This window comes from Pseudomonas sp. H1_D04, assembly GCF_054683855.1.
Window position 1 is genome coordinate 5743299 of the sequence record NZ_CP162826.1, and the last position, 24927, is coordinate 5768225.

Consider the following 24927-nt stretch of genomic DNA (forward strand, 5'->3'; position numbering starts at 1 on the left):
AAACTCAGAATCAAGGGTTACGACGTCGCTGTTGTTTGTGAACGTTACACCAAACGTCATTAGCGATACCTCATGACCAAAAGCCGCTGAGGAGAAAGCCCAAGAGGACCGCTCGATCTTGCTGGATTGCCGAAGTATATGACCACTCCATCCACCCCAACGACGGGGGTATATTGAATCGCGTAGTAGCTCTGTCCGGACGTGTCGTAAGCAGCGACCGGAACGCAGACGGCGGAATGTGTGGCGGGGTTAACACCTGGAAGAGATATGTAGCGAGTACGACCAGGTGCTGGAACACCAACTTGAACAATTTCCGAGTAAACGATCCGAACGGTGAACGAGTTTTCATCCAGTTCAAGGAGGCCGGTCGGCCCCCAGACTCTTACCCCGTAGTTCATGCGGAAAGGTCTCCCCACTGGTAGCGTTTGATACCGTTCTCGTCGAAGACCTTACCTCCCGCGCTATTGATTACTTGCCGAGCTTGGCCACCGAAAGAGCTGTTGATTTCAAAGGTCCCGTCGAAGAACAGCTTCCAGCCAGAAACACCCGCAACATAGTTGTTGGACGCAATGTAGTTGCCGATTTTGGCGTTGGTGATCGTGCCGTCTTGGATGAAAGCCGAGTTTATGAAAACCTGCCCGCCCTGCACTGCGAACGGGATGCTTACAGCGCCGCCCTCAATTGTGTTGACCAAAGCGAACCGGTCAGCACTCACCAGGAACTGGCTTTGCAACTGACCATCTACGTTCTCGATGCCGAGTCCGACTCCCGCATAAACGTACTGCCCATTTTGGTTGAGCTGCATCTTCACCGACCACATGGTGGAGAGCTTGTCGTCCGTGTCGGCCTGAGCCTGGCTCACGGTTTGAACCGCCGCTGAGGTCTCGCCGAGCTCTACGCCGATCTGCTGGATGGCCTGGGCCGTGGCCTGGCGATCCGTAGCTACGACACTCTCCAACTCTGTCACGGTACCAGCGACGTCGCCCACCGACGCGGTGAGTTCGGTCTGACGCTGCACCATGGCTTCGTTCTGCGAGGCGCGAGTCTTAACCTCCTCCAGGAAACTGGCCGTAGCGTTGTAACCCTGGAGCGCGTCGATCTGGTCGCCCTCCCCGTTATCGTCCCGGAAAGACGCCTGCAATGCCTGAAGGCTCGACGCTGAAGCCGTCACGACGCCGCCGAGCTTGGTGATATCGGTGGTGTTGGTGGAGACCTGCAGTGCCAGACCGTTCGCCGTCTCTACCGACTGGCCAACATCCAGCCAGTAAGTGGCATTCGGTGCCGGCTTGTTGGTCGGCACAGCCTGAGCGGCTTGGTAGATCCGCCCCCCTACCACCACCATCTGGCCTTTGAGGTAGGTGAGGTCCTTGTTGTACCCCTTCAACCCTCCCAAAGCGGTGATCTGATCTTGCAGGCCAGGGATCTTGTCGATCTCGCCAATGATGTCTTGGCCAAGCGACGAGCGGCCGACCTGGCCCTTGATCAACTCCAGCACCGGAGCAGCATTCGAGCTGGCCTTGCCCATCACGCCATTGCTCACCGGGAAGAACGGTCCCACGTTGCCGGTGCGGTCCACCAGGCGCGCCCAGAAGAACAGGGTTGCGCCAGCCAACAGTGATTGCATGCGATAGTCGGCCTGTGGATGCGCCAGGTCGGCAAGCTTGGTGGCCACCGACAAATCATTGGCCGGGCCATACCAGAGCTCGGTGCGCTGGGTGTCCTCTGCACCTGGTGGGAAGCCCCACTTGATGCTGATGCCGAACAGTTCGCTGGAGGTGCGCAGGAAAGCCACCGCCGGCGGTAAGCCAACCTTCCCTTCCAGGTTGGTCAGGTTGGAGCTTTTCCAGATCGACGATATTTCAAACGCGCTCACCGAGCGCACCCGGGCCAGATAGGCGCCCGAGTAAATGCCGGTGACGTCAACGCTCGTCGCGCCAGTGCGCTGCAGCTTGATCCAGTTGCCGCTGTCCTTACGCCACTCCACGTCATACGCGACCGCGCCGTTCACAGCGGGCCACGAGATGTTCATGGTGCTGATCGCCAGGCCCTGATCCACGGAGTAGTTCGACGTAATGTCTACGCTCGCCGGAGCAGGAACGACAGTGATCGGCACAACGCTGAATGGCCGCTCTTCCAGCCGAGCACCGGTGTCGATGTGATCGAACTTGCTCGGGTCGTACTGAACGGCCGAGATTTCAAACACGCCAGGCTCTGGCCGAGCAACGCTGACCACGCGATAAAGCGGGATGGCCAGGTCGTCAGCATCCAACGCCCATACCAGTTCGCGCTCTGGCGTAACGGAGTAAGCCACCGTGACGGTGACCTGCCGGCCGCTGACCAGTTGCACTGTACGGCCCTCACACTTGCCGTCTGGCAGGTTGAGGATCAGCCGATCGCCGGGCTTGGCCTGGGTGTCGCGGTCCAGGGTGAAGACCTTGCCATTAACCGCCGAGATGCGCCCGCCCACCGGCCGGCCCGCAAGTAATTCGTCAGCGATCGGGATCACGTAGCCAGGCAGCGGAATGCGTCCATCGAGGCCGACCTTGAAGGTAACGGCCCGATCCTTCGAGTTGGTAAGCAGCGCCCACTTGCCGCGGCGCTGCGCCTCGGATTCACGGGTGCAGCCAATGGCGCTGATCTCAAGCGGATTGTCGCCGTAGCGCCGCTGCAGCTTCTGGTCGGTCACGGCCGTGACGTCGGTGTCGTAGTTGTTCGCCGGATTGTCGTAGCTGATCAGCGCCCGCGTGTAGCGGGTGCGCTCCGACGCGCTCGAGTAGGTGAACTTGCCATCGATGACATTCGCCCGGGTGTAGGCGAAGTCGAAGTCAGTGGCGCGCGGCATATCCGCGAGTGTGAACACCTGGCCTTGGGCCCAGTAGGTCATGCCCCGGTAGATCGCGGAGATATCGCGCAGCAGTGACCAGGCATCAGCCTTGCTCTGCAGGTTCAGGTTGCAAATGAATCGCGGCTCCTGGCCACCCTTCCCGTCTGGCACCAACTGGTCGCAGTACTGCGAGATGCGGTAAAGCTCCCACTTGTCGACCATCCAGGGTTTGATGCGGCGGCCAAGGCCGAAACGGTCGGCCGTGGTGATGTCGTAGGTCATCCAAACCGCGTTGTCGGTCCAGGCCTGCTTGAATGTTCCGTCCCAAACGCCCGAGTAGGTACGAGACACAGGGTCATAATTGCTCGGCACCTGCATCTTCTTCAGCTTAGTCTCGACGGTTACCGCCGGGATGCTACGGAACTGCTCGGCAGAAAATTCAATGTAGAGCAGCGCGGTGTTCGGGTACCGAATCTTCGCGTCGATCACCTCGGTGAAGCCAGCGATCTGCATCGTGTCGGAGATTTTGTTGTTGTTCTGGTTGATGGTCACCCGGGTAATACGCATCAGCCAGCCGGTGGTGGCCCTGGGCAAATCGATACGGCGGGTGCGCTCGTAAAGGCTGGTGTTCTTGCCGTCGACCGCTTCGCTAAGCACCTGCTGGTAGGCGCCGCCGTCGGTGGCCAGCTCAACTTTGTACTCGATCCGGTAACCGTTGATGTTGCCGCTGGCATCCACAGACTGGAGCGCCGGCCAAGCGAAACGCACGCGCACGGCCGAAAGCTGGGTATTGGTGATCGCCCGAACCCACGGTGTGCCGCTGCGCAGCTCGATACTGATAGTGGTTTCGTTCTCGATCGAGGGGATGCCCTGGATATAGGTCTGATCCACCGCCCCCGTGCGCCACTCCCACTTCACGTTCGGGAAGTTCATATTGCCTTGGGGGTCTTGCAGCGGAGTGTTATCGAGGTAGATGTCGCGCGCGGTAGGGGTGCCCTCGAACTCGCCCTCCCCGATGGCGATGAGCATCTTAGCGATAGCGACCGAGCGCAGGCTGTCAGGGGCTTCCGTTGGCGTTTTTTGTTTCTCTTCGCCGCCCTTGGCACCATGGATGTCGATTTTGCGAGCTGCGCCCATGCTTTCCTCCAGGCAATAAAAAACCGCCTAATGGGCGGCTGCGGTGTTTGAGTTGTTCACTACATCTGATCTTCGGCGTAGATCGCGGCACTGATGATCGCGCCGCCAACCCGGCGCTTTCCGTAGCAGAGCGGGACCGGGTTACCCGACGCTGTGGTGTTCTTGGCGCTGCCGAAGGCATAGCTAGGCGTATTTTCTGGCGCAGCGCTGGTCTTTAGTCCGCCGGCCTGGGGGCTGAGCATCTGGATCACGCCGCCCAGCACCATCGAGCCGCCCATCATGATCAGGGCGGAACCGAAAGGTGCCATGGTGCCGAAGCTGCCCCCGGTGATCACTAAACCGACGACGATAAGGACAGCTCCAATGATGGTCTGCAACGCTCCAGCACGCTTGCTACCGGTAATTACCGGGGCAATACGAATGTCGCCAACACCGGCAAACCCAAGTTCATTTTCACCAAGGTTTGTCGCGCCCCGGAAGACGGCGAACTCAACGCCCCTCGACTTGGCATTGGACAGAAACCGTTCGAGCCCTGGGATCTGAACGCATAGCGCCTTGATTGCTTCGGCTGGCGATCTCACGGCCATTCGAAAAGAGCGTCCGAACTGCCGAAGCTGGCCATAGAGCAAAATCGTAGTCATGGGTTGATAGTTGATTGCCAGTGCTGCCATAAAAATCTCCGGATAAGAAAAAGGCCCGCCGAAGCGAGCCTTGTAAGCCATTTAGTTGCTATAGACAGGCCTGAAGAACCGCCAATCGTTTGTTTGCAATCCAGTTGGGCAGCACTACGTAATATTTTGAGACCGAGCCAGCCCCTTCAGGCTGCACGTCCACAAAATAAGCAGAGGCCTCTGTGAAAACGGTGTAGCCGCTAGGTCTTCCAGCTTGAAGTGTTGCACCTGGCGTGCCGCCGAAAATTGCCTGATTTTGCCATTCGTACTGAACGCATTCCGCGACGTCTTTATCCGACTTTTTTGAATGCAGAACCTTGTAGGGACCATCTTGGCGAGCCTCGTTCATCGTCGGAGGCATACACCCCGCCAACATCACCACCGCTACCGCAGCTATCAAAATCCGCATGTCGTTCCCTCTATGGTTTGGCGGGACTGTAGCACTGGGGGGCAGATGCAAAAAGCCCAGCACCTTGTCGAGTTTTACCAATCACATGGATGTCCAGTAAGCTGCGCATTCAAACTGGACAAGGACGACTCGCGTGATCACCTGCCACCTGAAGTATCAGATTGACCCTTATCAAATCGAAGCCTTTGAGCACTATTCGAAACTGTGGATTGGCATAGTCAACCGCATGGGAGGAACCCACCACGGTTACTTCCTTCCTGCCGAGGGCGCCAGCAACGTCGCCTATTGCCTTTTCAGCTTTCCGAGCCTTGCGGAGTACGAGCGTTATCGCGAAGAGTCCAAAACTGACCCCGAATGCATCAGCACTTTCGCCTTGGCAGCGGAGAAGAGATTCATTGTCAGCTCCGAGAGAAGCTTCATGCGTCCAGTGCTTGACTGAAAACAGCAAGCCCGGCCAGCCGGGCGTTTTCATGCCCGCCAGATGCAAAAAGCCCAGCGCGGGGCTGGGCTGCCAGATCTGCCATCGACTTTCTCGGAAACCTGCTACTTCAAAATCTCATACCAGATCTGGGCATTAACCAGCATTCTGACAGCGTTAACTTTGTCGATCGCATACTGCGGGGCTGTCTCCCAAGGTAGCGAACTGCCTGTAAAAACAAGCAGCGGCTCCCCCGTGCCGCGCTCAAGAACAAGTCGAGCTTTAATCGACGTGAACTCAGGCTTGGCATTCAACGTATCGCGCATATTCAGGCGCTGCATTGGCGGAAGCTGACTCCAGGCAACAAACTCTTTGATCGGCTCCAGTCCAGCTGGAAATGTGTCGCGATGTAGAGTATTTCCAAACGTCTTTATGACTCGCCCCATGTCATCAGTGAAGTCTATCCACTGATTGTTGTCGGCAATCCGTGCGGGCAGCATTCTATTCCGAAAGTTGGGATTAGAACTCAGCATGCCTGACTTGCCATCAAAGTAATTGTACTGAACGTTCGTTCGAGTCAATTCATAAAAGCGCAAGGATGCATACTTGTCGAACGTCGACACAGCTGAGCAGCCAGGCAGCAGGAGCGTGGGAATAGTTAGCCACAGGGCTATCAAGATTTTACGCATTGGGCATCCTTGCGATTCAGGTGGATAGTGAAACTTGGACTTCAAGCACTGTACCCCGGACTTGTCCAGGCATCCTGCGTGGATAGAATGCCAGTGAAAGCGACAGGCGTTGAGCTGTAAAAGCTATTTTTTGAAAAGGTGCATCCACTTTGATCGTTGGCTCGTAGATTCAATACCCTCACTCGGAGGGCATAAGAGCCAAGGAGATACACCATGCACGCCTTTTACAAAAAACTTGCTGCTGCAGCCTGCTTCGCGATCCTCTCCGTCACTGCCACGCTCAGCTTTGCCGCCGATACAGTGATGGTCGGAGGTGCAGCGATGTACCCAAGCAAAACCATTGTCGAGAACGCGGTCAATTCTAAGGACCACACGACGCTGGTAGCTGCAGTCAAGGCTGCCGGATTGGTCGATACGCTTAACAGCAAAGGCCCTTTCACTGTATTCGCCCCAACGAACGAAGCCTTTGCCAAGCTGCCAGCAGGGACCGTCGATACACTGGTAAAGCCTGAACACAAAGCCGATCTGACTAAAATTTTGACCTATCACGTCGTGCCTGGCACTCACACATCGGCGCAACTGATGGCGGATGCCAAAAAGAACGGCGGCACCGTGGTGTTGAAAACAGTTCAAGGTGAATCGCTAAATATCAAGCTGCATGACGGCAAGCTGTGGGTGGTAGATGCCAAAGGCGGTAAGGCTGGCATCAGCATCGCAGACGTGATGCAGTCCAACGGCGTGATCCACGTTGTAGATTCGGTCTTAATGCCTTAATAGCTCGTCAGTCCCGGCAGACTCCCAGTTTGCCGGGTGTTTAAACACACAGGCACCTCATTACATGAAACTTCATGGTTCAGAAATGTCGTAGCACTGTTTTACATCAATGCGAAACCAGCTGTACGAATCCTCAGTAACGCCAACAATCCTTCCGATAGTAGCCTCCTGCCTTCATGCAAGGATTTCCCAGTCCTTCGCCTGCAAGCCCAAGGACTGGGGTTGCGCCAATATCGGCGCACCTATGACAAGGAGGTTGATTTGAGCGACAGCGATTTTGAGCCAAGAGAGCCCTTCACTATCGACTGGAAGCGCCAGTACGACGTAGGGCCTTCGGATGAACACCTGCACGCGATGGGACAGTTCATCGTGAATTACTCCGCGGTCGAATGGCAAATATCGGACCTTTTTGCCTTTTACCTCAAGATGCCAGCGGCAGAAGCACAGAAGCTATCAGTTGAAGCCAATATCTCAATGGCGGGGATGATCAGATACGTTCAAGGGCGAATATCTGACTCTAAAGCCCAGGACCAACAAGCAGCAGACGACCTGCTTTTCGCGCTGAAGGCGTTCGACAATGTCAGCAGCCTTAGACATAAAATAGTGCATTGGCAATGGGGGCTAAATGAAGGTCCAACAGCGTCGTTAACCGATTTGATTAAGCCAAAGAGCGACAATAGATCCAACGCAACACTCAAAATCAGCGAGCTAAGAGATCAGTGCCTGAAGCTCATGAGAATTCTGCAGGCGATTTCAGCAAATGGCGAAATCCTCCGAGGTGTCAGGACGCGCGCTCAGATTCTAAAAATCCGCACAGGCACATCTCCTGAAAAGCTCTTTCGACCCTAGACCTGGAAATCGGCCAATCATCTGTCTCCTCAAGTACGGCCAGGCCAGCGTCGACCATCGCTACTGATACGGGAATATCCTCGGCGCAAAAGGTTGGCCTGCAGTTGCTCAAACGAACGTCGTCCATCGCAAGTCTCCGTTCAAATCATGTTGGTTCTCTTGCGTCTTTATGCCTGAGGATCAGGCACGTTCGGTCATACCAAGGGCCGCCGTAGACGATGATCTCGGACGATCTGCCGTACAGGTGGTGCAGCAGGAACGGGCCTGGACCGAACGCGCCCGACTCTTCGCCAGGTAGCGCCGGATCAGTGCCCAGGTAGATCCCGGCATGGTTCGGGTGAACGGTGCGGCCAACCTGCATAACGATCATGTCGCCGCGTTGCGGTCGGTCGACGCGTACAAATCCGGCCGCCTCGTAGTTCTGCTCGTATAGGCTTGCGTTCTCCGCGCTCTCCCACCAGCCATCGGTGCGCTGGAAGGCTTCGAACTCTAAACCCCATTCACGCTGATACCAGTCAGCGCAGACTTGCCAGCAATCCCAGGCCCCATGCACGAACGGGCGATTGAGCAGCGGCGTGCTGCCCGTGGGCGTGATCGTGCGCATGTCGCCCTCGGGCCAGGACAAAATGTGCCAGGGCAAGGCCGTGGTCTCGCACATAGCCAAGTCATGCGGCGAAGGCCGGCTGGTAGCGTCCGGGTGCGAGTGAACGATGCCGATCACCTCACCCAGGTCTTCCGCCGCGGCGTAGTCCTCTGGATCCATCCGGAACTCTTCGTTCGGCTCCGTGGCGATGTTCCGGCACGGGAAATACTTCTGCTTGCGTCCGATGGCCAGCAGCAGCCCGCAACACTCTTTCGGGTACTGAGCTGCCGCGTGATCCTGGATGGCCGCAATGATTTGCTTACGCATGGTCAACTCCGGGCAATCAGGGAAACGGCAGGGAATCCACCGAAGGACAGTTCGTTGTTCTCGCCGAAGCGCAGCTTGCAGGACGACAGGCAGCCCTTGCACTGATCCTTCGACGGATCGTCTGTTGGGTTGTCCTCGTCATCGAACATGGCCGCGCCGGTGTAGCCACAGTCCGGCCCCCGGTAACCGTTGGTCATGGCCCAGTGGCAGAACGTGGTCATTTGCCGCCCGGGAAGCCCGTGGTTATCGATCTCGCCAGGGGAGGAAAGCTCCCAGACCACTGCCTCGCCGTCCTCACTGGTTTTCTGGTCGATGTACCAGATCTCCAGCGCCTCCTGGGTCGGGTCCGCAGTTCGGTTGCCGTCAGGGTAGTTCGCCGCGTCCAGGTATTGGGTCAACGTCTCACGGACCGTCAGCTTGAACTTGAGCATGTCCTCGAAGGCCAGGCAAAGCGCAGTGACACGCCCGTTGACGTTGCCGGCGGCGAAGGTCGGTCGAGAGGCGGTGCCATCGCTGCTCGAAGAGATCCCCTCAATCTGAACCGGCCAGGCGGCGTACTCCTGGCCCTGCCAGATGATCGACTTGGCGGGCAGATCCTCTTCAGAGCCTTCGTAGGCCAGCAATTCCTCTGGCGTGTGCGGGATAGCGTGACCGTGGAAGCGCAGGTAATCGGCGCCGTATTCGGTACCGTCAATTTCGAACAGGCGAATCTCGCCGCCGGGCTCCAGTTTCTGGATGTCCGTGATCAGTGCCATGGGCTGTTATCTCAAGGGTGAAAGGTTTGCTGGAAGGTCGCGGTGATGGCGTAGACCTGGCCGCCACGGTGCACAGGTTTGTAGCCGTTGCATTTGTAGAGGCCAAGCTCACCTAGGGGCGGCTCCCACAGGAAGCCCTTCGCCCCTTTGTGCCGGTCGAGAAACGCCATGATGTCCTTGATGCGCCCCTTCAAACCGGTGAAGGTCACCGGCCAGGACTGCGACCGGTTGTTGAGGCCATCCTCGACCGACTGCTCGTAGCCATCGCCAAACTGCTTGGAGCGAACGCGGTGGGCTATATCACCCTCCGCGCCCTTCTCCGTCGCCCAGGTGAATCGTTCGATAGCCATCAGCGCCCCTTAATTGCTTTGTTGATGACGCCACCCTGGCCCATGTCTTTGTTGCGCATCTGCTGGTATTTCTGCTCAACGAACGCGGCCAGCTCCTTGCCGAACAGGTCATAGCCGGGAGCATCAGCCGAGGACGAGGCGTTACCCTCGCCATCGATGTGCACCTCGACATTGATCTGCGTACCTCCCGTAGCGCCCCCGCCCATGGCCATAACGCCAAGCTTTCCGCTGGATGTTCGGGTGAGAGGCATGATCGCCTCTGGTCCGGCCTCGCCTGCTATCCCCATGTCACCGTTCGCCATGCCAAACGAGGTTGGCTTACTCACGATGGAATTCGTGAACGCGCCGCCGTCGGCGAACATCTGCACACCGCCCGACCATGCGCCGCCCAAAGCCTGGGGAAAGTAAGTGCTGGAGTAGCCAGCCGAGGACGCGCCGAGGTTCGACGATGTAGCGCCAGCGGAACCGGCAGCCATGCCATTACCGCCGCCAGCAACGCTACCACCGAAGTAGCTTGCCGCTGCGCCAACCAAGCTGCCAAGCAAGGCCGAACTCGCCTGACGGGTCGCGATACGCGCCATATCCGCCAAAATCGACTTGGTGAAGTCCGCAAAGGAAAGCTTCCCAGTCATGGCGAAGTTGACGATCGAGTCCTCCATGGAGCTGAAGGCGTTGCCGAAAAGGCTCTTGGTCTGGCCGGCGATGTCACGCGCAGAATCCAGGTAGTTTTCCCACGCAGCAGTTGCGCCCTTCGTCCAATCGCCCTGGGCATTCTCCACATCCGCATAGTTCTGCCGGATCTGGTCCGTCGCGGCCTTGTTCGCATCAGCAAGAGCCTGCGACTTCCGCTTGAACTCTTCCTCCGACATGTTGCGCGACGGATCGGACTTCTGGTTGGCAAGCTCCAGCGACTGCTGAGCAAAACGGTCCTGCTGGCTATTCAGCTCGCCGCTGAGCGCGTTCTGTCGATCGCCCTGCCCTACGCCGAGCACTGCGCGCTGGCCCGCCAGCTCCAAGGCTCTCTGTTGCTGACCCAGCGCCTGCACGTACGTACTGATCGCCCGCTCTTGCTTTGCCAGGCGCCCGGTCTCATTGGTTGCGAGCACTTCAAGCTGGCTGTCAGCGTCCTTCTGCGCCTTGACCATGCCTGCGCGCGCGTCGGCGATCTTCTGGTCCAGCTGGATGCTTTGCGCAGCCGACGTGGACCTCTTGCTCTTGGCCGCTTCCAGTGCGGCAATCTCAGCCTCGTATGCTGCCGTGGTTTGGTCGAGCTGATTGCCGATCAGAGCCTGGCGCCGCAGCAGATAGTCTTCCTCAGAAAGCAGGCCAGCCTTCTGTGCCGCATCCAGTTCCTTCTGGTAGTTTTTGTAGGTGTCGTTGATCGCCGCCAGTTCGTTCTTGGCGTCGTTGAAGCTAGTCAGGTCGACCTGCGTGCCGCCTTTAGGGTCCTTGTTTTTATCGTCGAGGCCTTTCAGCAGCTTGTCATAGGCACCACCGGAGAACTTGGCACCGTCGAAGCTGACGCCATCGAGCAGCGGCGACTTCTGACCAGTCTTCTCAGCGTTTTCGTATAGCGCTTTGAACTGGTCATTGAGTTTTTTCAGGCCGGCTTGGCGTTTAGCCAGAGGGTTCACGTTATCGAGCTGAGCATCCAGTGCCCGCTGGGCTTCGATGGCTTTCTGGTTGGCATCCGTAGCCTCGCCAGTTGCAGCAGTCTGGGCAGAGCTCGTGGCAAGCCGGGATTTCAGTCCCGCAAGCTTCTTCTCCAGAGCCTCGGTTGAGTCGTCATGCTCGCCAGTACCAAGACCAAGTGCGCTGTTGAGCGTGCTGAGACCATTGGAAATGGCACCAGCCAAACCACCGCTTTTGCGCGTATCAAGCACCCGCTGCGTAATCTCGATCTGCTTTGCCAGGTCGGGGAATATCTCCGAACGGACTTCGGCGTATGCTCCTTTGATGGCGGTTTTGATGTTATCCCAGTCGCGCTCTACGTCAGATAGCGACTCGCCGTAGGTTTTCAGGCGCGTAAGTGCGGCCTGGTTCAGATCTTCGCTGAGAACATCCAAAGCGCGCTGACTGTCGCCCTGATCATCCAGCCCTTTGATCACCTGGTACTGCTCAAGGGTGAGCAGCCCATACTGACTGCTGATCTTGCCTGCCGCTTCGGTTGCGGTCTCGCCGGCGGTTGCAAAGGATTTGGCGAGTTCGCCCGCGCCCTGTCCGGTGACTTCACTCACGGCCGCTGCGGCTTCAGCCAGGTTACGCATCTGCGTGCCGCTGGTAGCTGCTCCGGATGCAAGCGAAACCACTGCCTCACGCGCGCCGGACAGGTTACCGGTGACGCGCCCGGCGCCTTCGGCCATGTCCTTCAGGCTGGCGATGGTCTGCCCGGCACCATTCGTACCGCCATTGATCGCGGCGTTGAACTCGCGAGCCTGCTTCATTGCATCGAAGTAGGCGTAGCCCAGCGACCCAATGACAGCAACCAAAAGGCCGGCCGGGATCAGCATCCCTGCGAGGCTTTTCGCCGATTCACCGGCGCCAGCGCCCAGTTGAGCGATCGCGCGCGCACCGCTGCCCAGATCACCCGCCTGAATGGCATTGGCGAGCTGCAAGACGTTCTCTTGAGCTTGGCGAGTGCCTAGCTTTAGCTTGTCGAACGCGCCCGTGGCTTCAGTCAGGCCCGCTCGGTCCTTGCCGATCTTGGCCAGCGCTTCGTTATAGCGCTCGGCATCAATCTGCCCAGCTTTGTGCAGGTCGTTTAGCGCCTTCTCCTGAGCCTCCAGCTTCGCCAACTTGGCGGTCACTGGATCAATACCGTTAACGGTGCGCTTCAGTGCCTCAATCTGGCGATTCTCAGCCTCGATCAGCTTTTGCTTCTGAGTCAGCTCTTTGGCTTCCGCCTTTTCAATCTTGTCGTAAGCCTTTCCCAGTTGATCCTGGTACTTCGCCTGCTCCTCGATGGTGACCAAGCCGCCCTTGCGGGCGCGCTCCAGCAAGCCTTCGGCCTGAACCAGCGACTCCATGCTCGAGATATTGCCCGTCATCGCCTTGTCGAGCTGACTGATGACGGAGATTTCCGCTACTGCGCTGTCAGCTGCCTTGCGACTTGCTCCAGCTTGCCGATCCCTGGCCGCCGTGGATTTATCGATGCTTTGCGCAACGTCCGCTTCAGCCTGGGAAACCTTTTTACCGGTGTTGGCCAGGCCTTCGCCCGTTTTGCCCAGGCCATCAATGGCCTTCTGGGCGCCTTCAGCGGAATCGACCAGCTTATCCAGATCATCAGCAGCCTTTGCGGCCTGCGACGACTCGACCGCAATGCCCAGGGAAGCGAAATTGGTGCTCATTTGTTTTCTCTCTGTTCCGCCATCACCTGCAAGGCTTCAGCCTCCATCCGCCGGAAGTCGCTGAAAATAGTTTGTCGCTGGCTGAGCGGTACGCCACACATCCGAATCACACCGGAGAGAACGCTGTAGTCCATGCCTGTTGCGCCGCACGCGCCTGTGCGCCACTGGGTGCTCATGGCCTCGAAGACTTTGAAGGCCTCCCAGTTGTCCGGCCAGATGCCGACTTCCTTGTCGGGGATGTCCTGGCGCGATAAACCGAAGGCCATCAGATCTGCATCTGACGGCCCGGGTTCATACAGCGCGCGGGAGGCGCTTAGGAGTTTCCCAGGCGGGCTTCGCTGAAGGCTTCGGCGTACGCATTCAGTACCGCCTTGGGCGCCGAGTTGATCGAGTTGACGAGGATGCGCACGTTTTCAGGCGTGAATTCCTCTTCGATATCCCAGCCCACCACCACATCCAGCAACTGGTCTGCTTGCAGTGCGATCTGGGCGGCGGTGAAAGCTTTGAGGTCCATGTCGCCGACCTGCTTGCCCAGTTCGTCGTGCCGCTCGTTCCAGCCGGTGTACAGCTCGGCGAGCGCAGTACGGTCCAAGTACTTAAACTCGAACTCCACCTTTTCGGCGTTGTAGCCGGCGCGCTGAATCATCACCGGCGCCTTGAAGGTCGGCTTCTGGATCAATTTGAACTTGGCCATGGATTACACCGTGGCCGCGTAGCGGGTTGGGCGACCGGTCAGTGCCAGGCTGATAACACGGGTCATCAGGTTGTTCCGGGACATGGTCGGCGTTGCGGTAATCGAGACATAGCCGTTGTAGATGATGCTGCTGCCGCCCGGCAGGTTCAGGCGAAGCAAGCGAGCCTGCTTGTCGTCGTCAGCAGCTTCACACACCGCCACGTAAGGTTTGGACGGATCATCAGCGACTGTGAAGGTCAGCGTGATTGGGTTCTTGGTGGTCGGCATCTGGCGATCATCATCGTCAGCCAGGAAGCCGAAGGTTAGGAACTGCTGATCACCACCACTGGAATTCATCTCAGTAATCTGCGAGATCTCGGTGAAGGCTGTTACCTCGCGAACGGAACCAATCCCCGAGCCCGCGGGATACTGTTGAATGCTGGTCGTATTGACGCTCTCCAGCGCGAATGTGCCGCTGGCGATCTCCCCAACCCGGACGCCGCGACCGTCGAGGCGAGTCCAGCCGGAATTGACGGCTACTACATCGCCCTCGGCCAGGCCATGGGCTGCAGCAGTTGCGATTGCCGGATTGGCATTGGTCAGCGCAGTGAACGGGATTGCAACGCCGTAAGTCGATGCAATCTCAAGGGTGGCTCCGTTGGGCATTTGGATGCCGGCCATGGGTGTTTCCTCTTTTCAGAAATGACAAAACCCGCACAGAGGCGGGTTCATTGGTAAACCGTAGGAGCGGAGGATGCCGATACAGCTGACTAGCTATTCTTCGTAAGGCAACATCCCAGAAGCTGAATGTTCTATGTAGGAGTAGCACTCGTTGAGTGAAGGACGCAGGGAGCTCAGTTTACCCCTCAATCTGGTTTGTCGAGTTTGCGAGCCAACTCGACGTTTATCTCAAACTGCTCACCGACATCGATCAGCGTGCGGCTGCTTTCGTCGATTGAGCCTTCCCGAGTCCAGAGAAACGGAAAGAATGAAAAGCACTGATCTGCTCTCAGTTCCTGCAGGTCACTACGCCAGCCATCCCAGCGCAGGCCGTCGTAAAAAGTAGCGAGCCGATCGCTTAAGGCCCAACCAAGAAAGTCGGTATAACCGATGTCCAACTGCTCCCACCGTAATGTATCGGGTGCCCAGTAATACATCGCTCCTACATCATCGCCCAGACCGCCGCCATTAATGGAAAAGAACCCTCCAGCAGCATCGTCGGCGACCAGCAAATAAGCATCGGCACGCCCGTTGTTCCAATCGACAAGATTTCGGGACAATTGGGGATGCCCGGAGCCGAGCACGCGCAACCAACCATGGTCGATGAGTAGACCACCTGTCTCGTAGGCAATCGCCCCCAACGTCGATCTAGTCGTGACTTGTAGGCTAGAAAGAACGCGGCCACTCTCGGTGGACGGGGGAGTAACTGATAGCTCAAAGTAGCCGCTCCCAACATTTTTTCAATGAGGGGTAGCGCGGGGTCTCGGCTGTCTATTAGGTCTTCCAAACTTGTCATCTGCCGGTCCTTGGAAAAAGGAACCGATTATAGCCACATAGGCAATACCGAGGATTGAGGCTCGGTGGGCACTAACAAACCAGCTATAAGCCGGTATCGGCTCGATACTCGAAAGAGACCGGAACCATGTATGTCGCTGCGTCGGTAATCCCAGGCCCCTGCTCCACTGGCGACATTGTGACCACTGTGACGCCGCTCTTCGTGTCTCGGGCATACAGCCGGAACAGACCAACCAACTCAACCACAAGCGGGTTCGTCTTGGTCTTGCCGGTGCCGGCCGGGACCACAATGCTGATCTGGTAGACGCCGATGAAAGCCCGGTGGTCGCCGGCGAGCGTGCTGCTCGCAGTATCGCCCGGGAGCAAGAACGCCCGCAGATAGGTCTCTCCGTCGGCCGGGTCGTATTGGACGTTTTCGAACACAACTTTGATCGGCTCCACCCGGGTCTTGCTCCAGGCAATCAGCTTGGCCTCGTAAATGGACGCGATAATGGCGTGGCTCATACCTGGTTGTTCCTTGTGGCTTCGTCGACGATTTGCTGGAAGCGGGCAAGGGTTATCCGGACCATTCCGCCAGGGGCCTGGGTCGAATGCCCGTACTCCAGCGGGATGCCGTACGGAAGATTGTTCACGATGTAGGCTGTCTCGCCAGCCGTGAGCGCCTGCACTTGCAAGCGGAGCTTGGCCAGGGTCACACCGCCGGCCGGGTCGACTTGATCAAGCGTGCCTTCAGCCGGAGTGCCGATAGAGAATTGCCAGTTCCCTCGAAACCTCCCGCCGACGTAATCCTTGCCGGCCACCAGGCCGTTCACGTTGAAGTTGTGGTCGCGCTCGGTCTTTGTCAGGGGTTTGGCATATTTCACGCCGCGCCGCAGCTTGCCAGCTTTGGTGAAGTTCGATTCGTTGAGGTTGATGATCGTGTTGCGCACTGCGACCTTGAAGTCGTAGTCATCGGCTGCGCGGGTGTTCGCCTGACGGTGAGCGACGTTCGCCGCCCAGATCTCAGGGTTGCCCACCGGCGACATGCGGATGACGCTGCTGCCGATCTCGATGACGATCTCGCGAATGGTCGCATCTATGCCGCCCTTCGCTCGCTCGGCGAAGTCGCGAATGTTCTCGGCGAAGCTGCCGTTCATGCTGGCGTACTTGTTAGTCATGTGCGCACCTGCAGCTCATACAGGATGGGCGTGCCGGCCGGGTTGATCTCTTTCAGCGGAGGCACGATAGACCAGGTGCGGCCTTGGGCGACCACCTTGTCGAGCAGGCCAGGCACCCAGGCCAAGCCCTTCGCGGCGATCTTGAGCTTCTTGTCGCCCTGTTTGATCAGGCTGTTGTTCTGGAATTCTTGGCCGGTGAAGTCGAGCAGAATGCCCTGGGCAATTTGCTTGACGGTTGCGCCTGGCGCTTCGCCGCCCGTCTCCGGGTCGTACTCTCCCGGCTCAGTCTTGCTAATAGTCACAGGCTGGCCGAACTCTGTGATCATCTCCAGAGCCATCACGGCTATTTCGTCGTAGAAGGCCATGGTGGCTCCAGATATGAAAAACCCAGCGCGATGGCTGGGCTTCGATTTACTCGGTTTTTCTTGAAAGGTAGTCTGAAGCCGCCTTCGTCCGCTTCGTACGCTCCTCTAGGAGCTTGTCTGCAAGAAGAGCAGCTGCTGTCGCCGCTTGATCAGGCGATTCGTTACCGTCGACTACTACGGATAGCGCAGCAGCAGCAAATCTGTCCCATGCGGCGGTATCACTATTAAACAACTTGGCAGTCATAAGTCACTCCTCCATAAGCGAGGCAAAAAGCTACCACTACGCACGTACCGCAAACAAGCCCCGCCTAAGAAGGTAATCAGCAAACTGCGTAGCGCTCGGGCGATCAGGCGCCGCCGGCAGCAGTCGGCCGCTGGTGTTCGGAATAGTCGCGTACTCGCGAGTCACCGCGCCTTCGACACGCTCCAGCGTTACCGCGCCTTTGCGCTTGTCGATCGGGTCTATGTCGTCCTGATGAATCTCAGCAGCCAGGGCCATTTGGCCGTATTGGATACGCGCGGGCAGGTAGTTGTTCGGCTTGATCTCATGATCCAGCAGCACTTCCCGGCGCGGCCAGGATAGACCCTGCTCGCTACTGGTCTTGCGCCCCTTCCAGGTCATGCCATCCATCGCCAGGGCGGCCCGGCGCAGCAGCGCTTCCTGCTCGGGAACACCAGCGGGGATGACCGTGCCGAACTTCACGGCATACATGGCCAGATCCTCGGCGCTCGCGTAGCTTTCGGCGTCAGGCTTGCCGGTGCCGTCCTCGATGATGAGTGTCATGCGTTAACTCGCTGGAATGGTTTGAAGATTAGCCGCCGGATCACCAACAGCCAGCAGTATTACTCCTTGGGCAGCTCAGCGACGAGCTTTTCCAGGGATTCTTTCGAAGCGTTGGCCCGGTACTGGACATTGGCTTCATCGAGTTTGGCTTTCAGCGCCTCGATTTGAGTGGCCTCATCCGCCGGCGGTGTGGTGGCGGCCTTCTTCAGCGCTTCAACCTCGCCGTGCAGTGCGTCGACAGTCAAGGCAAGGCCGTCACGCTCAGTAGTCAGGTCACCTACTGAGGCATGGATGGTTCCCAGCACTTCGAACAGGCGCAACGCCAGTTCACCAGCCTCTGGACGGTGGATTTCGCCAGCCTCAAGGCCACCAATCAGGATCTCGATCGTTCCATGTTCAGCCCGCAAAGCCGCGATCACCTTTTCCAGTTCGGCCTGGTTGCCCGCACCAACAATCTGCACCCGCTTGGCTTCCTTCACCGACACGTCAATGCCGGCTGCTTCGTATGCGTCGACCACGCTTGGCCAATCGCCAATCACCAGCACGCTGGTCACGCCGGCTTCGGGCTTATCGAAGTGTTCCGGATTGCGGTAACGCTTCTCCGGGTCGAAGCCGCTCAGCTGGTTGCTGTAAGTCAGTTCCATGTGTTTCTCCAAGGCGGCCATCGCTGACCGCGCGTTGAGTTCGATGCTTAGCCGCCAGTAACCGGAGGCGTTGCAGTGAGCGTGATCATCACGCCAGCGGTGACCTTGTTGCTGCCCGCGTGCTTGACCCAGTTGGCAGCGGAACCGACCGCGGCCAGGGTCGGGTTGGAACCGCCAGTGGTGGCTTTCCAGCTGTAACCCAGCACATCGATGTTCACAGTACCTTCAGCGCGGTAGCCGATGCTCAGGTTCTCTTCGTCGTTCACTTCGTATGAACGGAAGCCCGGGGCCTGGGATTCGGTAATAGTTACGGCGTTTGGCAGCAGACCGAAGATCACGTCCGCCGGTGCGGTGTCAGTCACAAGTACAGGCTTGCCCAGGGTGCCAGGCAGGCCGCCGTAGATCACGACACCAGCTTCTTCGTAGATCTTGTTGGTGATGGCTTCGTCAACGATGTCGAAGTAGGCGCTGGAGTGCATGACCCACAGTGCGATCCGACCGAACTTATCGCCGAACTTGCGCATGCCGCGAGTCAGCGTCTTCTTGCCGTCGGTTTCGATGTTGGCCGAAACCACCATGTCAGCGTTGGAGCCGATGGCCGCGCGCAGACCAGCAGTTGCGTATTGGATGAAGCCTTCAAGGGTCGCGTCAGCAACGTCGGCGCCGACAATCTGGGAGAACTCCTCGACCGGACGACCGCGGCGCTTGAACGCCTCTTCGGTGGTCTGGTACGGACCGTACTTCCATGGAGCCTTGACGCCCACAGCTTCGCCGGCGCTGATCTTCTTGGCGGTAACCTTTCCGTCAGAGTTGACGTCACGGTGTTCAAGCGATCCGTTCAGCTTGTAGAGAGCACGCTTGCGGAAATCGCCTTCGATCAGTTCGTTGTCCAGCACCATCGCGCCATTCGACGATGCGTTGAACACATCCAGGTTGTCCTGGACACGCTCCAGGTATGCGGTTTGCGCCTCATCGTTGTAGATGATCAGGTCGCTATTTACGGTTGTAGCCATGGGTCAATCCCCTTACTTGGGCAATTGCAGATATGCGGTTTGGCCGTGCTTGCGCTGGAAGTCGCGCTTCTGCTCGGAGGTCATTTCGGAGCGCTTGAATGCAGCCTTGCCGCCACCCCCGCCCGGGGCAAATGTCCCTGAAGCCCTGGGCCACAGGTGGGGTGCGCTTTCGCGCAGAGATTCCGCCCATTCGAGCGGAGTCAGAGGGGTCTTGCCGTCTTTACCGAGGATGACCTGGCCGGATTCATCGACGGCGACTGCATCGCCATCTTCGTTAAGGGTGAACACGCCTTTGGCGCGCAGGATGATGTCGTCGGTTGCTTCGGGCAGCGCGCCCGCCTTCAAAGCAGCACCACGTACCGAGTCGCCCAGGACTTTGCCCTGGAACTTGGCAGCGAAGGACTCAGCTTTCTCGGCACGCTCGCTGATGGTCTTCAGCTGCTTGTCGTAGTCACCGCGAAGGCGCTCAGTGCGGCGGTTGAAGACCTCGTCGACCTTGCCCTCGGTCAGCAGCTTGGTTTCTTCGTCCTGGCCAGCACGACTGAGCAGGCCTTTCACTGCATCAATGTCGATGCCTTCAAACTGAGTTTCGAACTGGGTGAGCTTGCCAGAGGTTTCCTTCAGCTTGCCCAACAGCTCCGAGTTCTTGGTTTTCAAACCCGAAACGGATGCTTCAACGGCAGTCGCGATAGCGGCCTTGATTGCCGGGTTTTCCAGGTCGATTTCGTTTTCTTCTGCCACGTTGATGCACCCCTTGGGTTGAGTCGGCCCACTTTGCAGGCAATAAAAAAACCCGCCGAAGCGGGTTGTGTTCAAAGTTTTGGGCTGTGAATATCCGCCCGAAGCCACTTGGCAATATGAATAAGGATGACGATGGGCCAGCCTCTTTTGCGGAAAGGTCGTTTCTTTTCTCTACCAGAAACGATAACGGTAGCGGTCGTTACTTCAGTAATCGCGCTTATCGGAGCCCTTGGTAGCTCCGCAATTACACTGATGGCGAGCAATGACACCCTCAATCAGAACCGCATACAGAATTGCGTTCAGCGAGTGGATAAGCACGAGGACACTCTTCGAGCCAAAGGAGATGCATTTCTCAAAAGCATCGCAAGCATTACAACCTACGCCTATAGCCCTTTGAGGGACGACGCTGGCTGGAACGAGCGAGCTGAGACCCTTATGAAAAACGCATTTATGGTTTCTGTATATGCACCAGAAATCTCCGTACAAACCCTCGAGGTATCCAACGCAATGCGTGAAACCCTCAATGTGTCCGACGAAGAAAAGGCAAGTGTTTATAAGAAATTAGAAAGCGCGGCTCGCCATTGGCCAAAACTGTATTTCGAACTTATGAAAACCCTTGAGGCCGAGAGATCGAAATGCGTCAGCTCTTGACATTACATTCCTGCCGCTTCGAATGCTAAAGGCTCTAGCCCCTTCATCTGCGCCAGAGTTAGCGGTGCGAAGTTGCGATCAAGCTGCAGCTCGGCGAAACGCTCAACGGTCAACCCGCCCTCCCTGAACAGCTTGCCCCGGACGGGGCCGATGGCGACGTCCTGGAACGAAGCAGGCTGCTGCTGAAGCCAGTGGTAGTAATCGAGGTCGGCACTCACCTGTAGACCGCCATTGGCGCCCACAGAGGCGCGCGTAGCGCCCTTGGCGAACATCAAGCTGAGCTTGGTCAACAGAATGAAGGTGGTGCGGCAGTTCGGGTGGAATGGCGGCCGTGGCCCGGAATCGACCGGAAACTTGCGCTTGTCCATCGAGCGGCATTGCTGGCTGGTCTTGCTGTCCAGCGTGGCCACCATCTGGATCTCTTGCACGATATCCGTGTTGGCCTTGGCGACCTCCATGCGCGCCTGGGACGACACATGCTGAATCGCGGTGTGCACGACCGTGCTGGCGTTGCGGTTGGTGGTAGCGAGAATACCGTCTTTGTACCCTGCCGCCTTGGTACCGCGAATGTTGCGGATGACCTGAAAGTTCGTCTGCCCTTCGAAGAACCCCTGCCGGATTGTGCCGGTGACACGCTCACGCTCGGCGCTGGTCCAGCCCTTGATAAAGGCCTTCAGCAGCTTCCCGCCGCCGTTGCCACGCACGCTGAGCGGGTTCGTCAGCACTGCGGTCCGGATTGCAGCGGCCGTCGGCGCGACTACATCCAGCGACACACCTACCGGCGCCGATCTGGCAATGCTGGTCGCCTCAAACTCAGCCTCGTAGTTGGCGATATCTACCAGGTCGAGGTTCAGTTGCGCGCTGTAGCGGTCGAAGATGCCCAGCAGCAGACTATCCACTTCCTTCAGCAGCGCTTTGAGGCGTTTGACACTGTACCCGGTCAGGTCCGACTGGGTCAGCCGGTCGCGAATTGAGCGGTCAATCTCCTTGAGAAAGGGAGCGAACTTGCCGACCTCCCCAGCCTTGAGCTTTTCGAGAAAGACCGCGTGCCGGATCGTGGCATCAAGTACTGCCGGATTTACCGCCATTTGGTTTGTCCTCGTCGTCCAGGTCCAGGCCGTCGCCCTGCTCTTCCAGCTCGCCATCGATTTGCAGGTCTGTTCGCTCTGGCGCAATCAGCCCAAGCTTGCGTAGGTACGCCCGAAGATCCGCCTTCGCGAAGCCGCCGTTCTGCCACAAGCCAACCAAGGCTGTGATCATCTGCGGATCAGCCGTGAGCTCGACGAACTCCTGATTCACCTGGTAGGTGACCTTCTTGTCAGCAACGCCCATGTAGGCGCAGCACCACATGATGGCTCGCGTGTATGCCTCGCTGACGTTTGCCACACAACCAGCGAGCACCGATGTGGATGCCGACTGATCGCCGCGTGACTCGGTAGCTGTCTTGGTGGCAAGTGACGCCACCACCATCCGTGCGCCCAGTTCAATCATCATCTGGTTCTTATCGGCCATCGCCTCTTTGACCAGCGTATTGGGTAAGGGCTGCGCGTAACCGAACTGGCCGCCAGCTGGCAGCATCATCGGTGCCCGGGAGCCTACATAAACACCGTTCTTCTCCATCCAGTCGCGCCACTGCTCATCCAAACCAGAGATCCACGGCTGAGCCTGGCCACACCAGAAGACGCTGTCTTCGTAGTCGGCGCTGTTCCGGTAATGACCCAGGTTGATCATGGCGATGTCGTACAGCGGCGACTCGTCGATGCTTGGGTCGTTGTTCTGTGCGCCGACGAAGGTGAACGGGATTTCTTTGAAGCGCCCAGTGACACCTTCAGGCCTAAATTCTTCAATGACCTCTAGTGGGCCGCCACCCTTTGGTCCGGACCGGCGCCAAACCCGGCAAACAAAGCCGTCTTCCTCCAGCGCCAGTTCCCGGTACTGCTCAGCTGTCTTGTAGCCAAAACCTTCCGGTATCTCCGGCGACTCGCGCAGCACCACCAGCGTCAGCACGCTGTGGCCGTTCACCATACCCGTGCGCCAGTTGATGATGTCTTCTGCGCAATAGGAAAGGATCACAGAGTGACCGCCGATGCCGTCGTCTTGGTGATAGTCGACGTACAACCCGTGGCGCCCAGCCTCAAGCACCTTCTCCAGCGTGCCTTGGGAGTGCTGGTAAATGCTGACACCGGAGCCGTTTGCATTGTCCTGCAGGTATTCCAGCTTCTTCGGTACCGCGAGGGTCGGATCTTTATGGAAGGCCAGACCCAGCAGCCCGTTTCGGGTGTGCCCGGTGGCGTTCTTGAACACCGCCCGCTCGCGGTAAGCCCTGTTCCGGTCTACGTTCTCCGGCGACTTGTCGTGCGCGTTGATGTAAGGCAGCCGATCGACTACCCGGTGCTGGCCGGCGCAGACGTCACGAACGGTCGCCCAGCGGTCCAGCACTGCAGTGTATTCCGCCCGCTTGAAGGAGACGTCATTGCTCATCGGGCGTATCCCATTTTGATAGCGGTGACCGGTTTGATGATCGGATACTCGCGGTGGATGAAGTAGCCGCCGGCGTCGTTCGCGTGATCGATGCCTGCGGTTTTATCTGGCTCCCCGTTCGCGCCCCACACCTGTTGCTCCAGGCCATCGGCATAGGTCGGACAGGTGAGCGAATTGATCAGGTAGCGGCGCTCGCCCTGCGCATTGCAGAAGACGGCGTTCATTGCGTTGATTCGATCCTTCACCGGCGGGTTTGCAGCTGGAGCGATGACCGCGAACCCGGCCTGTTTGAGCATGGCAAGGTCGGTGATGCTGGCGTTCACGGACTTGCGCGAGTCGCCCGAGGCATCCGGGTAGATCCTGATCTCGCAGGTCTTCTTGAAGTCGTTGCCGTCGTGCTGCCAGTAGCGCTCTTTGATCCGACGGATCATGTCGGGCGTGTCGTAGCCATCGATCAGCTCATCTACTGCTCTGGGCAGCCCCTGGTCACGTTTGACGTGGGTGATTGCCGCCATCTTGCCGACGTTGAAGTCCATCCCAATAAACAGCGGCTCGCCGGGCTGCACGGTGTCGAAGCATCCGTTGAGCTTGCGGTCATAGGCCGTGTAGATCGTGCCGGACGTCAGGTTGACGAACTGGCCTTTGAGGTACGCCATGATCAGCTGCGGCGGATACGACTCCATCAGGGAGGCGATGTAGTCATCCGGCAGATTGAGCTCGTTGTCGAAGGTGCTGGCCTGCACCAGGCCGTACATCTCCTTGAGCGACGGCTTGTCGCGGAGCTGCTTCACGAACTGCAGGAAGACGAACTTAAAGCCTTCCGGCGTCGTGGTGACGTCCACCCCGTTCTTCAGCCCGGGCAGGTTGTAGCGCATCCGGGCGATGATCTTGCGCCAGGCCTGCTGTGCCTTGACGGCCGTCAGCACGTCCAGCTCATCCACCAGAGCGTGACCGATCTTGAAGCCAACGATGGTCTGAGGCTTCTCCATAGACCTACAAATCACAGTGCCGCGGCACTGCCTGCCGCTGTAGATGTGAACCTCGTGGTTCGCCTGGTTGATTTTGGTCTTCAACCCCCAGTCATAGGCCACTTCATCCATGGTCGGATAGAAGATGTCCCGGATCTGCGGGTAGGTCGGCGCGAAGTACCCAGCGTTGACGCCGGGCCACTCCATGAAGTGCTTGCTGAGTGCCGAGCATCCCACCCATGTTTTCCCCGAGCCGAACCCAGCAACGAAAGCACGAAACTTGTGGGGCAGCGTGAGGAACTGAGCCTGCGGAACATTAAGGCTCGGCATTCGGTTTCCTCGCATCAACCACGTCGACCTGAATCCGAGTCGGAATTACCGGTTCGTCGCCCGCCTCCTCCTTCCGCGCTCGATTGACGTAGATGTCGCCGGTTTCTTTCGCGGCCTGCTCCAGGATCTGCATAGCCAGACCAATGTTCTTCATCGACTCGGCCCTCTCCACGAAGCGGTTCATGGCACGGAGACGGAAGGCGCGGTTGGCGATCGGGATGTCAGCTGTCTCTTCGCGGAACCGCTTACGGGTGTCGTGAAAGAGGGTCTGCCACTTGAGCGCCAGATGGGAGCCGGCGCGCTTTGTCGGGTCATGCTGCTCAACCTGCTGGCGGGTTACATCTACATCAAATTCTTGCTTCACCGCTTGTGAGACCTGGCTTGGGGTGTCGAAGCACGCCAAAGCCTGAACGATGAAGCTCTTCACCTCATTTTTCAGGGCTGCCATAAGTTAGATTCCGTCTCACGCCTG

At 58.1% G+C, this 24927-nt stretch carries 27 protein-coding genes and 1 pseudogene; 4 read left to right on the forward strand and 24 right to left on the reverse strand.

Annotated elements, in window-relative coordinates; all coding sequences use genetic code 11:
• Window positions 1-394: 394 nt before the first annotated feature.
• The 3 genes from AB4N82_RS26580 to AB4N82_RS26590 are packed head-to-tail and all read right to left on the reverse strand — an operon-like array spanning window position 395 to window position 5041.
• The gene (locus tag AB4N82_RS26580; RefSeq protein ID WP_460103832.1) at window positions 395-3961 is read right to left on the reverse strand and encodes a TipJ family phage tail tip protein; all 3567 of its coding nucleotides are present in this window, start codon (window positions 3959-3961) and stop codon (window positions 395-397) included.
• Window positions 3962-4020: 59 nt separating this feature from the next.
• Entirely contained in the window at window positions 4021-4632 is a 612-nt protein-coding gene (locus AB4N82_RS26585) for a tail assembly protein (protein ID WP_460105177.1), read from the reverse strand.
• A gap of 58 nt (window positions 4633-4690) precedes the next feature.
• Window positions 4691-5041, reverse strand: a complete 351-nt coding sequence (locus AB4N82_RS26590; RefSeq protein ID WP_460103834.1) for a hypothetical protein — start codon at window positions 5039-5041, stop codon at window positions 4691-4693.
• 133 nt (window positions 5042-5174) lie between these two features.
• On the opposite strand from AB4N82_RS26590, the gene AB4N82_RS26595 reads away from it, so the two are divergent.
• Entirely contained in the window at window positions 5175-5480 is a 306-nt protein-coding gene (locus AB4N82_RS26595; protein WP_122681605.1) for an NIPSNAP family protein, read from the forward strand.
• A 104-nt stretch (window positions 5481-5584) separates the two neighbouring features.
• On the opposite strand, the gene AB4N82_RS26600 is transcribed toward AB4N82_RS26595, so the two are convergent.
• Window positions 5585-6148 carry a hypothetical protein gene (locus tag AB4N82_RS26600; RefSeq protein ID WP_460103836.1) on the reverse strand — a complete coding sequence of 188 codons (564 nt, stop codon included), beginning with the start codon at window positions 6146-6148 and terminating at the stop codon, window positions 5585-5587.
• A gap of 213 nt (window positions 6149-6361) precedes the next feature.
• On the opposite strand from AB4N82_RS26600, the gene AB4N82_RS26605 reads away from it, so the two are divergent.
• Together AB4N82_RS26605 and AB4N82_RS26610 are read left to right on the forward strand one after the other, a co-directional pair.
• A complete protein-coding gene (locus AB4N82_RS26605) occupies window positions 6362-6922 on the forward strand; it encodes a fasciclin domain-containing protein (RefSeq protein ID WP_122526843.1) in 561 nt (186 codons plus the stop codon).
• A gap of 261 nt (window positions 6923-7183) precedes the next feature.
• Complete coding sequence (locus AB4N82_RS26610) at window positions 7184-7771, forward strand: hypothetical protein (RefSeq protein ID WP_460103839.1); 588 nt, start codon at window positions 7184-7186, stop codon at window positions 7769-7771.
• A gap of 145 nt (window positions 7772-7916) precedes the next feature.
• On the opposite strand, the gene AB4N82_RS26615 is transcribed toward AB4N82_RS26610, so the two are convergent.
• The 16 genes and pseudogenes from AB4N82_RS26615 to AB4N82_RS26690 form a co-directional block, all read right to left on the reverse strand.
• Window positions 7917-8681: a C40 family peptidase gene (locus AB4N82_RS26615; RefSeq protein ID WP_460103840.1), complete on the reverse strand. Its 765-nt coding sequence runs from the start codon at window positions 8679-8681 to the stop codon at window positions 7917-7919.
• 2 nt (window positions 8682-8683) lie between these two features.
• Window positions 8684-9436, reverse strand: a complete 753-nt coding sequence (locus tag AB4N82_RS26620) for a phage minor tail protein L (RefSeq protein ID WP_460103842.1) — start codon at window positions 9434-9436, stop codon at window positions 8684-8686.
• An 11-nt stretch (window positions 9437-9447) separates the two neighbouring features.
• Window positions 9448-9786: a phage tail protein gene (locus tag AB4N82_RS26625; RefSeq protein WP_181640073.1), complete on the reverse strand. Its 339-nt coding sequence runs from the start codon at window positions 9784-9786 to the stop codon at window positions 9448-9450.
• Window positions 9786-13133 carry a phage tail tape measure protein gene (locus AB4N82_RS26630; RefSeq protein WP_460103844.1) on the reverse strand — a complete coding sequence of 1116 codons (3348 nt, stop codon included), beginning with the start codon at window positions 13131-13133 and terminating at the stop codon, window positions 9786-9788. Before AB4N82_RS26630 ends, AB4N82_RS26625 begins: the two co-directional genes overlap by 1 nt.
• Window positions 13130-13399 carry a DUF1799 domain-containing protein gene (locus AB4N82_RS26635; protein WP_181640074.1) on the reverse strand — a complete coding sequence of 90 codons (270 nt, stop codon included), beginning with the start codon at window positions 13397-13399 and terminating at the stop codon, window positions 13130-13132. The genes AB4N82_RS26630 and AB4N82_RS26635 overlap by 4 nt, the downstream gene beginning before the upstream one ends.
• Before the next feature lie 47 nt (window positions 13400-13446).
• Window positions 13447-13827, reverse strand: a complete 381-nt coding sequence (locus AB4N82_RS26640) for a phage tail assembly chaperone (RefSeq protein WP_032877397.1) — start codon at window positions 13825-13827, stop codon at window positions 13447-13449.
• A gap of 3 nt (window positions 13828-13830) precedes the next feature.
• Window positions 13831-14487: a phage tail protein gene (locus tag AB4N82_RS26645; protein ID WP_181640075.1), complete on the reverse strand. Its 657-nt coding sequence runs from the start codon at window positions 14485-14487 to the stop codon at window positions 13831-13833.
• Window positions 14488-14672: 185 nt separating this feature from the next.
• A pseudogene (locus AB4N82_RS26650) lies at window positions 14673-15322 on the reverse strand (DUF2625 domain-containing protein).
• 83 nt (window positions 15323-15405) lie between these two features.
• The gene (locus AB4N82_RS26655) at window positions 15406-15825 is read right to left on the reverse strand and encodes a phage tail terminator-like protein (RefSeq protein WP_460103847.1); all 420 of its coding nucleotides are present in this window, start codon (window positions 15823-15825) and stop codon (window positions 15406-15408) included.
• The gene (locus tag AB4N82_RS26660) at window positions 15822-16478 is read right to left on the reverse strand and encodes a hypothetical protein (RefSeq protein WP_122763707.1); all 657 of its coding nucleotides are present in this window, start codon (window positions 16476-16478) and stop codon (window positions 15822-15824) included. The genes AB4N82_RS26655 and AB4N82_RS26660 overlap by 4 nt, the downstream gene beginning before the upstream one ends.
• Entirely contained in the window at window positions 16475-16843 is a 369-nt protein-coding gene (locus AB4N82_RS26665; protein ID WP_179179076.1) for a hypothetical protein, read from the reverse strand. The genes AB4N82_RS26660 and AB4N82_RS26665 overlap by 4 nt, the downstream gene beginning before the upstream one ends.
• Before the next feature lie 46 nt (window positions 16844-16889).
• Window positions 16890-17087 carry a hypothetical protein gene (locus AB4N82_RS26670; protein ID WP_179179077.1) on the reverse strand — a complete coding sequence of 66 codons (198 nt, stop codon included), beginning with the start codon at window positions 17085-17087 and terminating at the stop codon, window positions 16890-16892.
• A 36-nt stretch (window positions 17088-17123) separates the two neighbouring features.
• Window positions 17124-17627, reverse strand: coding sequence for a DnaT-like ssDNA-binding protein (locus tag AB4N82_RS26675; protein ID WP_179179078.1), 504 nt, complete (start codon window positions 17625-17627; stop codon window positions 17124-17126).
• A 59-nt stretch (window positions 17628-17686) separates the two neighbouring features.
• A complete protein-coding gene (locus tag AB4N82_RS26680) occupies window positions 17687-18271 on the reverse strand; it encodes a hypothetical protein (RefSeq protein WP_460103850.1) in 585 nt (194 codons plus the stop codon).
• A gap of 47 nt (window positions 18272-18318) precedes the next feature.
• A complete protein-coding gene (locus tag AB4N82_RS26685) occupies window positions 18319-19284 on the reverse strand; it encodes a major capsid protein (protein ID WP_042572010.1) in 966 nt (321 codons plus the stop codon).
• Window positions 19285-19296: 12 nt separating this feature from the next.
• Window positions 19297-20025 (reverse strand): hypothetical protein, encoded by a 729-nt coding sequence (locus AB4N82_RS26690; RefSeq protein WP_093546469.1) that lies wholly within the window; start codon window positions 20023-20025, stop codon window positions 19297-19299.
• A 132-nt stretch (window positions 20026-20157) separates the two neighbouring features.
• Between AB4N82_RS26690 and AB4N82_RS26695 the strand changes: the two genes are divergently transcribed.
• Entirely contained in the window at window positions 20158-20676 is a 519-nt protein-coding gene (locus tag AB4N82_RS26695) for a hypothetical protein (RefSeq protein WP_139238014.1), read from the forward strand.
• Between the two features lie 2 nt (window positions 20677-20678).
• On the opposite strand, the gene AB4N82_RS26700 is transcribed toward AB4N82_RS26695, so the two are convergent.
• From AB4N82_RS26700 to AB4N82_RS26715, 4 genes are read right to left on the reverse strand one after another with little or no spacing between them, the layout of a single operon-like run.
• Window positions 20679-21764, reverse strand: coding sequence for a minor capsid protein (locus AB4N82_RS26700; protein ID WP_460103853.1), 1086 nt, complete (start codon window positions 21762-21764; stop codon window positions 20679-20681).
• Complete coding sequence (locus AB4N82_RS26705) at window positions 21739-23157, reverse strand: DUF4055 domain-containing protein (RefSeq protein ID WP_460103855.1); 1419 nt, start codon at window positions 23155-23157, stop codon at window positions 21739-21741. The genes AB4N82_RS26700 and AB4N82_RS26705 overlap by 26 nt, the downstream gene beginning before the upstream one ends.
• Entirely contained in the window at window positions 23154-24455 is a 1302-nt protein-coding gene (locus AB4N82_RS26710) for a terminase large subunit domain-containing protein (RefSeq protein ID WP_460103857.1), read from the reverse strand. The genes AB4N82_RS26705 and AB4N82_RS26710 overlap by 4 nt, the downstream gene beginning before the upstream one ends.
• A complete protein-coding gene (locus AB4N82_RS26715; RefSeq protein ID WP_122681617.1) occupies window positions 24442-24903 on the reverse strand; it encodes a DUF2280 domain-containing protein in 462 nt (153 codons plus the stop codon). The genes AB4N82_RS26710 and AB4N82_RS26715 overlap by 14 nt, the downstream gene beginning before the upstream one ends.
• Window positions 24904-24927 lie beyond the last annotated feature (24 nt).